Annotated in this window: 14 protein-coding genes; 3 read left to right on the plus strand and 11 right to left on the minus strand. The window is 68.8% G+C overall.

Annotated elements, in window-relative coordinates; all coding sequences use genetic code 11:
- Nucleotides 1–279: 279 nt before the first annotated feature.
- Entirely contained in the window at nucleotides 280–708 is a 429-nt protein-coding gene (tnpA, locus tag KME78_RS29795; RefSeq protein WP_219532710.1) for an IS200/IS605 family transposase, read from the minus strand.
- A gap of 23 nt (nucleotides 709–731) precedes the next feature.
- Between tnpA and KME78_RS29800 the strand changes: the two genes are divergently transcribed.
- Complete coding sequence (locus KME78_RS29800; RefSeq protein ID WP_308127184.1) at nucleotides 732–2,045, plus strand: RNA-guided endonuclease InsQ/TnpB family protein; 1,314 nt, start codon at nucleotides 732–734, stop codon at nucleotides 2,043–2,045.
- A gap of 384 nt (nucleotides 2,046–2,429) precedes the next feature.
- On the opposite strand, the gene KME78_RS29805 is transcribed toward KME78_RS29800, so the two are convergent.
- The 4 genes from KME78_RS29805 to KME78_RS29820 all read right to left on the minus strand — a co-directional run bounded on the left by KME78_RS29805 (nucleotide 2,430) and on the right by KME78_RS29820 (nucleotide 4,641).
- Entirely contained in the window at nucleotides 2,430–2,873 is a 444-nt protein-coding gene (locus KME78_RS29805; protein ID WP_219532711.1) for a GNAT family N-acetyltransferase, read from the minus strand.
- A 624-nt stretch (nucleotides 2,874–3,497) separates the two neighbouring features.
- On the minus strand, nucleotides 3,498–3,845 hold the full coding sequence (locus KME78_RS29810) for a DUF6247 family protein (protein WP_219532712.1): 348 nt from the start codon (nucleotides 3,843–3,845) through the stop codon (nucleotides 3,498–3,500).
- 82 nt (nucleotides 3,846–3,927) lie between these two features.
- On the minus strand, nucleotides 3,928–4,095 hold the full coding sequence (locus KME78_RS29815) for a hypothetical protein (protein WP_219532713.1): 168 nt from the start codon (nucleotides 4,093–4,095) through the stop codon (nucleotides 3,928–3,930).
- 12 nt (nucleotides 4,096–4,107) lie between these two features.
- Nucleotides 4,108–4,641 carry a P-loop nucleotide/nucleoside kinase family protein gene (locus tag KME78_RS29820; protein ID WP_219532714.1) on the minus strand — a complete coding sequence of 178 codons (534 nt, stop codon included), beginning with the start codon at nucleotides 4,639–4,641 and terminating at the stop codon, nucleotides 4,108–4,110.
- A gap of 128 nt (nucleotides 4,642–4,769) precedes the next feature.
- On the opposite strand from KME78_RS29820, the gene KME78_RS29825 reads away from it, so the two are divergent.
- Together KME78_RS29825 and KME78_RS29830 are read left to right on the plus strand one after the other, a co-directional pair.
- Complete coding sequence (locus KME78_RS29825; protein ID WP_219532715.1) at nucleotides 4,770–5,672, plus strand: ABC transporter ATP-binding protein; 903 nt, start codon at nucleotides 4,770–4,772, stop codon at nucleotides 5,670–5,672.
- Entirely contained in the window at nucleotides 5,669–6,451 is a 783-nt protein-coding gene (locus KME78_RS29830) for an ABC transporter permease (RefSeq protein ID WP_219532716.1), read from the plus strand. Before KME78_RS29825 ends, KME78_RS29830 begins: the two co-directional genes overlap by 4 nt.
- A 10-nt stretch (nucleotides 6,452–6,461) precedes the next feature.
- Here the strand turns inward: KME78_RS29830 and KME78_RS29835 are convergent, their stop codons facing one another.
- Genes KME78_RS29835 through KME78_RS29860 form a run of 6 tightly spaced genes read right to left on the minus strand, consistent with a single transcriptional unit; the run spans nucleotide 6,462 to nucleotide 13,106 of the window.
- Nucleotides 6,462–7,433, minus strand: coding sequence for an N-acetylglucosamine kinase (locus KME78_RS29835; protein WP_308127185.1), 972 nt, complete (start codon nucleotides 7,431–7,433; stop codon nucleotides 6,462–6,464).
- On the minus strand, nucleotides 7,430–8,689 hold the full coding sequence (locus tag KME78_RS29840; RefSeq protein WP_219532717.1) for a 6-phospho-beta-glucosidase: 1,260 nt from the start codon (nucleotides 8,687–8,689) through the stop codon (nucleotides 7,430–7,432). The genes KME78_RS29835 and KME78_RS29840 overlap by 4 nt, the downstream gene beginning before the upstream one ends.
- Entirely contained in the window at nucleotides 8,686–9,585 is a 900-nt protein-coding gene (locus tag KME78_RS29845) for a carbohydrate ABC transporter permease (RefSeq protein WP_219532718.1), read from the minus strand. Before KME78_RS29845 ends, KME78_RS29840 begins: the two co-directional genes overlap by 4 nt.
- Nucleotides 9,585–10,568: a carbohydrate ABC transporter permease gene (locus tag KME78_RS29850; protein WP_219532719.1), complete on the minus strand. Its 984-nt coding sequence runs from the start codon at nucleotides 10,566–10,568 to the stop codon at nucleotides 9,585–9,587. The genes KME78_RS29845 and KME78_RS29850 overlap by 1 nt, the downstream gene beginning before the upstream one ends.
- A gap of 6 nt (nucleotides 10,569–10,574) precedes the next feature.
- Entirely contained in the window at nucleotides 10,575–11,894 is a 1,320-nt protein-coding gene (locus tag KME78_RS29855) for an ABC transporter substrate-binding protein (RefSeq protein ID WP_219532720.1), read from the minus strand.
- 48 nt (nucleotides 11,895–11,942) lie between these two features.
- A complete protein-coding gene (locus tag KME78_RS29860; RefSeq protein WP_219532721.1) occupies nucleotides 11,943–13,106 on the minus strand; it encodes an ROK family transcriptional regulator in 1,164 nt (387 codons plus the stop codon).
- Nucleotides 13,107–13,207: the final 101 nt, after the last annotated feature.

The following is a 13,207-nucleotide window of genomic DNA, read 5'->3' on the forward strand; positions in this document are numbered from 1 at the left end:
CAACGGCCCGCCGCGCGCTCGCCTCGGGTCTTCCCGAGACCGTAGCGGCAGCGGCCTGGGAGTTGATCACCGGCGCCGTCGCTCACCAGCCATGGCGTGTCCACGATCCTCCTGAAGAGCCCTACGAGGGACTGCATGTCGCCCGCCAGGGGTCTACCGCGTGGTCTACCAGAATGTGGGCCAGTGCTCCGGCGTTTACGCCGGGGGTGAAGGCCTACGTGGGAGTGCCCGCTAGGGCGCGAGTGTGCCCTGACCTTTCCGGTTTGTCGGCGGCTTTGCTCACCCAGGTCGTTTCTGCTGCTCGATGTACTGCTTGAGCACGGTGAGCGGCGCCCCGCCGACCGAACCGGCGAAGTAGGAACCAGACCAGAAATGTCCGCCCCAGAGGTATGTGCGGACGTGTGCGCTGTATTCCTTACGAAGCATCCGAGCCGAGACCCCCTTCAGCGAGTTGACGAGTTTGGACAGGGCGACCTTGGGCGGGTAGTGGACCAGCAGGTGGACGTGGTCGTGCTCGCCGTTGAACTCGCGCAGTTCGACCTCGAAGTCGGCGCATACCTCGCGCATGAGTTCCTCGCAGCGGATCAGCATCTCGTCGGTGAACACCCCACGCCTGTACTTGGTCACGAACACCAAATGGGCATGAAGGGTGTAGACGACATGCCGTCCCGTTCTGACATCGGGGTTCGGATTCCATCGCGGTGACATAGACCAAACGATATGATCAGTGCGTGGAGAAGGTGAAGCGGACTCGTGCGCACGTGGCGCGACTCGGCCTCAACCCGGCCCAAGAGGCCGTTGTGGACGGCCAAGCCCACGCCGCGCGTGCCGTGTGGAACCTGCTCCATGAGTTCACGACCTTCCGCCAGGGCCGCCTCGCGTCACTGAAGGAGTGCGACGCGGCGATTCGCCAGGCCCGCCACGAGATCGAGTGGATGGGGCAACTGCCCGCTCAGGCCGCGCAAGCCGTACTGAAGACCTACCGGCAGGCGTGGGCGAACTTCTTCAACCCCGACCACCCGGCCAAGCGTCCGACGTTCAAGGGCCGGTTGCGCTCCCGGATGGCCGTGGACGTCCCCCAGGCCCGCGACCTGCACATCACCCGGATCAACCGCAGATGGGGTGCGGTCAACCTGCCCAAAGTCGGGCGGGTGAGATTCCGATGGACAAAGGATCTGCCCGGCGTCACCAAGGGCGGACCCTGCGGGAGGGTCACCGGGGCTCGCCTGGTGAAAGACGCCTACGGGTGGACCATCGCCTTCCGCACCGAGCTACTCGTATCCGCACCCGTCCCGCACATCGGGCCGAAGGCCGGCATGGACCGGGGCATCGCAGTCCCCCTGGCCCTGTCCACCGGGGAGCAGCTTCGGCACGGCCCGTGGCTGAGCAGCGGGCAGCGCGAGCGGTTGTTGCGTCTGGAGCGCAAAAGCGCCCGTCAGCGTGCCACCCGCACGAAGGGCGGCCCGGTCTCCAACCGGGAACGCCGCACCTACGACCAGATCGCCCGGCTCCGCGCGACAGCCAAGCGCCGAGCCGTCGACTGGCAGCATCAGAGCACGACCGACCTCGCGCGGCGGTTCAGCGCGATCGTGGTCGAAGACCTGAACATCACCAACATGATGGCCTCGGGGTCTGGGACCGTGCGGGAGCCGGGGGTCAATGTCGCCCAGAAGCGGGGCCTGAATCGCTCGATCGCCGGTCAGGCGTGGGGCCGAGCGGTGGAGTTCCTGACCTACAAGAGCGCCGACCACGGTGGCCTGGTCGCCCAGGTCCGCCCGCACGGCACCAGCCAAGAGTGCCACCGCTGCCACACCACGACTGCGGGATCACGCGAAACGCAGTCGCGGTTCGCGTGCAAGAACCCGGCGTGCGGATGGATCGGCAACGCCGACACCAACGCCGCCCGAAACCAGCTTCATCGGTACAACTCTGCCGCCGGATGGGCGGTCACAGGACGTGGAGACTCCGCGATAGCGGGGCCTGTGAAGCGTCAAGCATCCTGTCCCACAGTCTCGCCCGCACCCGCGCTGCGAACTGCTGCGTAAGCAGCACAGGAATCCTCCACATTCATTCAAGTGGAGGAGCACGTCAACGCATCGACGAAGACAAACACACACCGTGATGATCCAGTCCGTCAAACATCGGCGAGACGCCTACCGTCCGTAGGCGGAGGCCTGTATCGGGCCGCCGAACAGCCAGATCAACAGGGCTCTCGGTCCGTACACATGGTCCAGCCGTGAGTGGAGGACACGGGCATGGCGAGGAGTCCTGTCGGCGGAGCTCCCACCAGATCAACTGCCTATTCCGTCGGGCTCCAACGCCGGGCGTGCTTTCTGCTCCTCTTCTCCAAGGGACCTTCCCCGCTGTGCGGTGGGTTGCGGAGGACCACAGGATAATCGTACTGACGTGCGAAAAGCACGTCGGTGGGTCTAGAGGCTCCGTGGGTCGCGCACCCGCAGGCCGAAGGCCGACAGGCCCTGCTCGTGGTGCTCGATCAGGTCGAGGCGGCGGTAGAAGGCGTGGTTTGCGGGGCCTTCCGGGGCGGATTCGTGGTCGGTGGTGAGGACGAAGTAGCGGCAATGCGCGTACCGGTCTTTGAGGTGCTCAAGCAGTCGGCGGCCGATGCCCTTGCCGTGGTGTTGGGCGTTGACCAGCAGCTCCTGCACGTAGCAGACGATCTCGTCGTCGGACACCGTCCGCGCCAGGCCGAGCAGCTTGCCTGTCTCGTCCCTGGCGGTGATGACCAGGTGCGAGTTGGCCAGGCTCCGGCATACCCGGGCGACGTCGCGCGTCCACGGGTGCCAGCCGACCGAGTCGTAGAGCTCCAACATCTCGGCCTCGTCGAACGACGTCTCCTGAGCGATGATCACCACTTATGGGGCTCCCTGATGTGCTCGGCGTAGAGTGACGCGTCCGAGCCTAACCGGCCCTTGAGCAGCGACCAATCGGCCAGTGGCGCCGGCTGGAACGAGGCCGGGGTGGCCGTTCACGCCCCCACCGCCGACAAGGGCGAAGCCGAAGGCGAGCTGGGCCGCGGTGAGTGACGCGGCCGGATCGCGCGCTATCTCGGCGAGCGTCACGGCATCGGCGAAGGTCGGGACCACATCGGGATCGTCGGTGTGGCCGGGAAGGTGTGCGGTGTGCCTTCGGCGATGCGGGCGTGCATGGCGTCGGTGCCTGCGGCCACGGGCCAGCCTGTTAATCGGCCGCGATGTCACGGTGCTATGCGATCGAGAGCCATTGCACGCGGACGATGTAGACCTCACGCTGCTGTTCCAGCACGAGGTAGGTCACCAGCCCGCCATCGCCGAAGGGCATGATCCGAAGATTTCCTTCCGACTTGGCCGGGTTGGATGGCCTGCCGGCCCAGGGGGCCGTCTCTAGCAGGGCGAAGACTTCGGCAAGACGAAGACTTCGGCAAGGTAACGGGCTGCATCAACTGGTAGAGCAGCGATCTGGTCTTGGGCGATGGGATCCGGCTCGGTGATCGAGTACACCTATGGCTGCACCCCACGCTCGGCGAGGAGCTCTCGCCAGCTCTTGTCTCCACGCGGCACTGTTTGCCCGCGCTCGGCGAGGTCTTGGATGTGCGCGGCGTGCGTATACATGCGTTCGCGGCCTGCGCGGTCGTGCAGGGAATCGTGGGCGATCAGCCACCAGGTATGGATGAATTCGTTCAGCTTGCTGAGGTCGAGCGTGGCCCGTACTTCATCCAGAGCCATCCGCAGACCCGCATCGAAGGCCTCCCGATCCTGCGGCACGGTCAGCGCCACGCGGATCGAACGCAAGCTCTTGTCCAGAACGGGTGCGCTCGCGCTTGTTGGCTCATGCGGCTGCGCGGTCATGAGGCAATCTCCCCTTTCGCAGGTCCGATTCAGACGCCACTTCATCGACGTGACGTGCGGGCTCGGCGGAACCTCTAAGTGATCAAGGCCGTCTCCCCACACCGCGCCGACGAGCCCTTCCGCCGGGACGGGGCCGCCCACCGGCGATGACGAGGCGGGCCAGCAGCCTGCGCAGTCGCACACCGGCGATCTCGACGAGCCGGCCGTCGTCGTCACGTAACTCCAGCTCACCAAGGAGCGCGATCCGCACGCCGTCAGCGTCTCACGAAGCCCGGATTCCGGGGCGCCCCTGAGCGCCGCGCGTCCACGAGAGGATCCGCGCCGCCAGGTCGGCGACGTTCTCGCTCCCGCTGTGGAACACCGTCGGGATCAGCGCGCGGCCTTCCGCGGCGTCCGCCATCGCCTCCTCGTCCCACTCCCGCGGCGAGCCGCGGTCCCGCAACCGGTCCTGCCGCACCTCATCGGGGCAGTCCAGCAGAGCCCAATGAGCCGGCTCGTGCCAGCGTCCCGCCGGTGCGAGTTCCTCGGGATCGGGGATCGGGCACAGCAGGAGCACCGGATGCCCGGCCCGTCGCACCATGGTCACGATGTGCGTCCACATCCGGTCGTACGCGGGCCACACGGGCGCGGCTGCCGGCTCCGCGATGGGCACCCCGAGCAGCGCGCCGTCCTCGAGCAGTTCATCGGAGTCCATCACCACCAACCCGTCCGCCGCCCGCAGCAGGTGCGGCAGCAAGGTCGTCTTTCCGGCGCCGGGAGCGCCCGCGAGCAGATACAGGGGTGCGTGCGCTTCCACCTACATGATCGTAGAGGCCGGGACGGCCGCCGCATCAACCGATCGGTGGATTCCGGCGGCGACGCGCGGCGGTGATCCTCGGAGCATGACAACGAGTGAGCAGGCTGAACGAGCGAGCGGGCTGACAGATGATCGCGCTTGAGGGGCTGACCAAGCGTTACGGCGGCAAGACCGCCGTGGACGGGCTGACGTTCACCGTCGAGCCGGGCCGGGTCACCGGCTTTTTCGGGCCCAACGGAGCCGGCAAGTCCACGACCATGCGGATGATCCTCGGCCTTGACCGGCCGGACGGGGGCAGCGTGACGGTCAACGGCCGCGACTATGTGAACGTACCGCTGCCGATGCGCGAAGTGGGCGCCCTCCTGGACGCCCGCGCCCTGCACGGCACGCGTACGGCGCGCAACCACCTGCGCTGGCTCGCCCACACCAATGCGATCCCGGACAAACGGGTGGACGAGGTGCTGCGCCTGGTCGGGTTGGAATCGGTGGCGCGCAAGCGGTCCGGCACCTTCTCCCTGGGCATGGGCCAGCGGCTGGGCATCGCGGCGGCGCTCCTCGGCGATCCGAAGGTGCTGCTGTTCGACGAGCCGGTCAACGGGCTGGATCCCGAGGGCATCAAGTGGATCCGCGAGCTGATGCGCGGGCTGGCCGACGAGGGCCGGACGGTCCTGGTCTCCAGCCATCTGATGAGCGAGATGGCGCTGACCGCGGATCACCTCGTCGTCATCGGCAGGGGCAGGCTGATCGCGGACGTCGGGATGCGGGAGTTCGTCCGGCACAGCTCCGGCGTGCTGGTCCGCGCGGACGACCAGGAACTGCTCACTGCCCGCCTGATCGGCGCGGGCGCCTCCGTCGAGCCGGGTCCCGAGGCCGCGCTCATCGTCACGGGGCTGGCGGCCGGGGAGATCGGCAAGTTGGCGATGGAGGCGGGGGTGGCGCTGTCGGAGCTGACACCCCAGAGGCTCTCTCTGGAGGAGGCGTACATGAACCTGACCCGTGACAGCATCGAGTACCAGGCGGTTGTGGCATGAGGGCGACCATCGCGCACACGTTCCGGGCGGAGTGGACCAAGTTCCGCACGATCCCGTCGAATCTGTCCACCCTGCTGATCGCCGTGGCGCTCATGGCGGGCCTCGGCAGCCTCACCGCCTACCGCGCGGGCGAGGGCTACCACGCGTCGGGGGCGAGTGGCGCGTTCGACGCGACGAACATCAGCATGTACGGCGGGTTCCTGTTCGCGGAGACGGTGGTGGGCGCGCTGGGTGTGCTGATCGTGACCTCGGAGTACGTCACCGGGATGATCCGGACGAGCCTGAGCGTGGTGCCGCGGCGAGGGCGGTTGCTGGCCGCCAAGGCCGGGTTGTTCGGGGGCATCGCCCTGGTCGCGGGAGAGGTCGCGAGCTTCGCCGCGTTCCTGCTCGGGCAGGCGGCCATCGCCGCGTCCGGCGCCCCCAGCGCGACGCTCGGCCAGCCCGGGGTGCTGCGGGCCGTCACCGGGATGGGGCTGATCTGGGGGCTGGTCGGGCTGGTGGGCGTGGCGTTGGGCTGCCTGCTGCGGGGCACGATGATCGCGGTCACGGTGCTGGTGGCGGTCAACTTCCTCATCCCGATCATCGGTCCCCGGCTCCTGCCCAAGGAGGCCGGAGAGGTGCTGATGACGTACTGGCCCATCTCGGCCGGTCTCCAGGTCGCCACCACCGTGCAGAACCCCGACCGGCTGACTCCCTGGGTGGGGCTGGGACTGATGGCCGCCTTCACCGCGCTGCTGCTGGTCATGGCGTTCGCCGTGTTCCGCTCACGGGATGCCTGACGGCAGGCGGCTACCGGTAGGAGCCGCGCAGGCGGTGCTCGGCGTCGGCGCCGACGCCGAGCTTGTCCAGGCCCAGCAGCGCGGCGCCCACGGCCGGAGGCACGTCCACCACACGGACCGTCGCCTTCGGTGCCGCCCGGTCACAACCGGCGTGGACGCGGTCGAGCAGGTACTGGTCGCCACCCGTGAGGACGCCGCCCCCCAGCACGATGTCCACCGGTACGTGCAGCAGATCCAACCGGCGCAGCGTCGCCGACGCGAGCAGCACCACCTCCTTGGCCAGCCGGTCGACCACTTCCCTGGCCACGGCGTCGCCGGCGCTCGCGGCCGCCAGCAGCAGCGGATTGAGCTCCTGGAGCCGGCTGCGGCCGACCTCCCCGAAGTGGAGTCGCTCGACGAGGTCGGCCACCGAGGACACGGCGAAGTGATCGATCACCGCCGGCCGCAACGCGGTGTCGGGGCCGCGACCGTCCTCGGCCCGCACCGCCCGCCACAACGTCTCGTCACCTAGGAACGAACCGCCGCCCCAGTCACCGGACAACCGGCCGATCGCGGGGAAGCGCAAGGTCCGGCCGTCCGGCGCCACGCCGACGCAGTTGATGCCCGCCCCGCAGACCACGGCGACCCCATGCCCGGAGGTGCCGGCGCGCAGCAGCGCGAAGATGTCGTTCTCGACGGTGATCTCGGTCGACCAGCCCAGCTCGGCCAGCTCCCGCGTCAGCGCCTCCTGCTCGCGGCGGAAGTCGACTCCGGCGAGGTAGGCCGCGGTGTGCCGGGCGTACGGGGCGCGGGCCGCCGGATCGAAGCGCCGCGCCGCCTGCCGGACCAGCGCGTCGAGGGTGGCGGCACTGGCGGCGACCCCGACGGTCTGCGCCGACGCCCCGGGACCGCGCACCCGCGACAGCACCGTGCCGTCGGCCGCGACGAGCAGGACGTCCGTCTTCGAGTTGCCGCCGTCGATCGCCAGCACTCCGTCGATCACGCCGCCGCCCAGGGCAGGAAGTCACGGTTGACGGTGACCAGCCGGTCGGCCAGGGTCTCCGCCTGGTCGATCTGGCCGATGAGCGGGTGCGCCAGCAGCGCGTCGAACACCCGGTCACGGCCACCGTGCAGCGCCGCCTCCAAGGCGAGGTTCTCGTACGCGGTTACATGGGCGACCAGCCCCGTGATGGCCGGTGGCAGCGGGGCCACCGGCAGGGGGACCGGGCCCGCGCCGGTGATCCGGGCGGGGACCTCGACCACCGCGTCGGCGGGCAGGAACGGCAGCGTGGCGCCGTTGCGGACGTTCACCACCTGCACATCTCCCTTGTCGCCGAGCAGGGACGCCACCAGCCGCACCGCCGCCTCCGAGTAGTAGGCGCCACCCCGTTGCTCCAGCAACGCCGGCTTGGCGACCAGGCTCGGATCGCGGTACAGCTCAAGGAGCTGATGCTCGATCTCGCTCACGGCCTCGGCCCGCGACGGGCCGCGCTGTCCGGCCACGATCGCGTCGTGACGGTAGTAGTACTTCAGGTAGTACGACGGCACGGCGCCGAGTCGGCGCATCACCTCGGCCGGGAGCCCGACGTGCTCGGCGAGCTCGCCGGCATGCTCGGACAGCAGCCGGGGGAGTACGTCCACGCCGTCGACGCGCACGGCCCGCACCCAGGTCAGATGGTTGAGCCCGGCGTGGTCCAGCGCGATCGTCTCCGGCGCGACACCCAGTTTCCCGGCCACCCAGCGCTCGAAGGTGATGGCGACGTTGCAGAGTCCCACCGCACGGTGACCGGCCTCGAGCAGCGCGCGGGTGACGATGCCGACCGGGTTGGTGAAGTCGACGATCCAGGCTTTCTCGCCGGCGATCCGCCGCACCCGTTCGGCGAGGTCGAGGACCACCGGCACCGTACGCAGCGCCTTGGCCAGGCCCCCCGCACCCGTGGTCTCCTGACCGACGCACCCGCACTCCAGCGGTACGGTCTCGTCCGTCACGCGGGCGGCCTGGCCGCCGACGCGTAGCTGGAGCAGTACGGCGGCGGCCCCGTCGGCACCGGCCTCGAGATCGGCGGTGAGGCGCACCTTGGCCGGATGACCCGCGTGATCGAGGAGGCGGCGCGCGAACCCGCCCACCACCTCGAGCCGCTCGGTGTCCGGGTCGACCAGCGCGATCTCCTCGACATCGAGATCGGCGTACTGATGGGCGATCCCGCTGACCAGTTCCGGGGTGTAGGTGGAGCCGCCGCCGACGATGGTGAGTTTCAACCCTTGACTCCTGTGAAGGTGATGCCGCGGACGAAGGACTTCTGAGCGAGGACGAAGAGGAGGATGACCGGCAGCATGACCACGACCGTCGCGGCCATGGTGAGGTTCCACTGCACCTGGTGCGCGCCCCGAAACGAGGCCAGGGCCAGCGACAGGGTCCACTGGTCCGGGTTCTCCCCGGCGTACAGCAGCGGCCCGAAATAGTCGTTCCAGGTGTACATGAAGCAGAACAGGGAGATCGCCGCAATGCCCGGCCGGGTCATCGGGAGCAGCACCCGCAGCAGGGTCCGCAGGTCGCCGCAGCCGTCCACCCGGGCGGCGTCGAGGTAGGACTGCGGGATGGTGAGGAAGAACTGCCGCAGCAGGAAGATGCTGAACGCGTCGAGCAGGAAATACGGCAGGATCAGCGGCCACAGGGTGCCCGTGAGGTGGAAACGGGCCCACAGGAGGTAGAGCGGCACCGACAGGACCTGCGGCGGGACCATCATGGCCGCGATGATCACCAGGAACACCGCCTGGCGGCCCCGCCAGCGCATCCGGGCCAGCGCGTAGGCCGCCGGGATGCTGGACAGCAGCATCCCGGCGGTGGCCAGCAGCGAGTACAACATGCTGTTGCCCAGGTACTTCAGCAGCGGCGCGGTGTCGAACACCGTCGCGAAGTTGGCCGGATGCCAGGACCGCGGCCACAGATCGGCCGTCAGCGCCTGCCGGTCCGACATGAACGCGGTGAGCGCGACGAAGACCAGCGGCAGGACGAACATCAGCCCGATGGCCAGCGCGATGCTGTGCACCGCGATCCAGCGCATGAGGCCGCGCCGGTTCGACCGGCGGCGCGCCGGTCCGCGCCGGGACGCCGGGCCGGCGGCGAGGTCGTTTGTGGTGGTGAGAGTGGCCATCACGCCATCTCCTCGGCATGGGAAGCACGGCGTAGACGGTGCACGAAGAACACGGTGAACACCGTCGAGACCACGAACAGGGCGATGGACATGGCTGAGGCGTAGCCCATGTTGTAGTAGTGGAACCCCTGCTGGTACAGCCAGACGGGGAAGGTCAGCGTCGAGTTGTCCGGGTAGCCGATGACCCGCCGGCTGCCGGCGATGTCGGCCGACCCGGAGGCCACCGAGGCCGCGACCACCGCCTGGGTGAAGTACTGCAGCCCCAGGATGATGGAGTTGATCACGCCGAAGACGAGCACCGGCGCGATCGCCGGCAGCGTGACGTGCCAGAACCGCCGCATCGAGCCCGCGCCGTCCAGGGACGCCGCCTCGTAGAGCTCACCGGGCACGTCCAGCATCCCCGCCATGATGATGATGATCAGCTCGCCCGAGGCCCACAGGGTGAGCAGCGTCAGCGCGGGTTTGGCCCACGCGGGGTCGCTGAACCACAGCGGCCCGGAGACGCCGAACCAGCTCAGCACCGTGTTCACCGGCCCGGTGCCGGGATTGAAGAGGAAGGTGAAGGCCAGGGTGGCCGCCACCGGCGGAGCCAGCGCGGGCAGGTAGATCAGCGTCCGGAACAGCCCCGCGCCGTTTCTGACCCGGACCAGCACGGCCGCGACCCCGGTGGCGAAGACCAGGCGGAGCATGGTGATGACGACGACCAGCCAGACGGTGTTGTAGGCCGCCTTGCGGGCCAGCGGATCGCCCCAGAGCAGGAAGACGTAGTTGCGCAGCCCGACCCACACCGGAGCGTTGAGCAGGTCGTAGCGGGTGAAGGAGTAGTAGACCAGCGCGAGGAGCGGGTAGACGACGAACAGCGCCAATCCGGCCAGCGCCGGTGCCATGAAAGCCAGCGGCCGTATCCAGTGTCCCGGCCGCGGCCGGATCCACCTGGTGAAGGCGGATCCGGCCACGTGCGTGGTGTGCGGTGCGGCGGTCATCGGCGGTCAGCTGCCGAGTTGCGCGTCGGCGTCGATCTGTGTGCCCGTCTTGGCCAGTCCCGCCTTCAGGTCAGGGACGCCACCGCTCTGGTAGGAGATGGCGAAGTCCTCGGCGGACTTGAGGTAGGCGCCGCCGTTCGCGCTGGCCGGGTTCGTGGCCAGGTTCGGGTTGGCGAAGATGTCGAGGAAGGTCTTGAAGTGGACGTCCTTCTGCAACACCGGATCCTGCAGCGCGGGGACCGTGGACGGGACGTTCTTCAGGCCATGGGCGAGTTCCTGCAGAGCGGCGGGGTCCGTCGACAGATACTTGACCAGTTCCCAGCCGGCACCGGCGTTCTTGGCGCCCTTGGGGATCCCGATGATCGTGCCGGTGGTGTAGCCACCGCCGTACAGGTCGGGCTTGTTGTCCGCGACCGGGAACGGAGCCGTGGCGTAGTCCAGCTTGGGCGCCTCGGCCTCGATGAAGGCGGTACGGAACTCACCGTCCATCGCCATGGCGATCTGCCCCTTCTCGAAGGCATGGTCCGGTGAGTACTCCTGGCCGAGACCGGCGGTGAACTTCGCCAGCTTGTCGCGCCCGTAGAAGTCGGTGAACTTCTTCGCCCACTCCAGCATCGCCTGCCACTGAGGGTCGGTGCCGAGGGTGGACTTCCCGTCCTGGCCCGCCCACTGGGCGCCCCAGCTGGCCGCCCACATCTGCACGTGGTTGGCGTAGAAGCCGATCGTGGGCACGAACCCGGCGACCTTGATGGACCCGTCGGGGTTGCGCACCGTCAGCTTCTTGGCGGCTTCGAACAGCTCCGACATCGTCTTCGGGGGCTCGCTGATGCCGGCCTTGGCGAACATCGCCTTGTTGTAGTAGAGGCCGTAGACGTCGGCGAGCAGCGGCATCGCGCAGCGCGTGCCCTTGAACTCGGTGTACGCGCGGGTGGCGGCGGGAAGCTGGTTCAGGTCCACCTTGTCGCGGGCGATGTAGGCCTTGAGGTCCTGCCAGGCGCCGCCGGAGCAGAACTGGCCGATGTTGTCGGTGGAGAAGGAGATGGCGACGTCTGGAGGGTTTCCTCCTCTGATCGCCTGGGCGACCTTGTCGTCGTCCTGGCTTCCCTGGTTCTTGACCGTGATGTTGGGGTGCTTGGCCTGGAAGCCGTCCAGCACCTTCTGGAGCACGCCCAGCTCGCGACCGCTGAACTTGCTCCAGACGCTGAGGGAGACCTTCTCGCCGGCACTCGGCGCGTTGGCCGTACCCGATGAGCTGGTCTCCGGGGCGCACGCGCTCGCCAGGAGCGCGAATGCCGCACACGCCGCCGCGACACCGATTCGTCGCATCGAAACCCTCCAAGGGGGGTGAACTGCTGACCCGCCGCCATGGTCAGGTCAAGGGGTGGGGATTACTGTGAACACCTCTTCGCGTGCCGCGGCCAATGCCAGTCGCAGCGCGCCGGAGCGGACCGGGTTACCGGTCAGCAGGCTCGGTTGAATCTTGGGCCGGGGAAGAACGAGTTCGGCCAGTTCCTCGGTGACCAGGCCGCACAGGACGCTGCCGCCGGCCCGGCCGATGTCGCCGGTGAGGACCACCAACGCGGGATCCACCACGGACACCACACCGGCCACGGCCAGCGCCACCCGGCGGGCCAGGTCACGCAGGAAGGCCGACCGGGCGACAGGGTCCGTGCCGAGGTCCTCCGCGAGCAGCTTCTCCAGATCGTCTCCGGGGAGGCCATGCGCGTGGGCCAGCTCCATGACCGCCCTGGTGCCGAGCACGTCACCGATGCGCCGGCCGCCGGTCACGCCGGTGGACGGGCAGGGCATCCAGTCGATCTCGCCGGCGCCACCGGACGAGCCCCGTAACAAGCGCCCGCCCGAGACCACCGCGGCACCGATCCCGCGCCCCATCCAGATCAGCACGAAGTCGTCGACTCCGACGGCTTGGCCGACCGCCATCTCGTCGAGGGCGACCAGGTTGACGTCGTTCTCGACGGCCACCGACGTGTCGAGCGATCCGGACAGCCGCTCCAGGACGTCGAAGCCCTGCCACGGCGGCAGGTGCGGGGCGAAGTGCAGGTGCCCGGTGCGCGCGTCCACGGAACCGGGCACTCCCACGACGACCCGGTGGAGTTGCCCGGTGGTCAGGCCGACCTCGGCGGCGGCGACGGAGACCGCACGGCACAGATCATCGACCTCGAGGTCCGCCTCGTCGACGGGACGGTAGCGGTGCTCGGCGACGATCTCCCCGCAGATGTCGGACACCGCGATGTCCAGCGTGCGCGGGGTGAGGTCGACCGCCGCCACGTAGGCCAGCGCGCCGTTGACCGCCCAGCGCTGCGCCCGCGGCCCCTTGCCGCCCTCCCGGAGCCCCGCCCGCCGTACGTGACCGCTCTCCTCCAGCCGGAGCAGGAGGTCGGCCGTCGCCGGTTTCGACAGGCCGATGTGTGATTCCAGCTCCAATCGGGTCAGCGGCCCTCGATCGAGCAGAGCCAGCAGCGCCGCGCGGTCATTGATCCGGCGCAGCAGCTGAGGGCTTCCCCCGCGCTGTTCCACTTGGGACACTCCCTACTAGTCTGGGAACTTCCCAGACTATTTCCGAGGAATGTACCCCATGGACATCAGCCCACGTCAAGAGGCCATCACGTGATTTTCGG

This window comes from Nonomuraea guangzhouensis, from assembly GCF_019396345.1.
In the GTDB taxonomy this organism is placed as follows: domain Bacteria; phylum Actinomycetota; class Actinomycetes; order Streptosporangiales; family Streptosporangiaceae; genus Nonomuraea; species Nonomuraea guangzhouensis.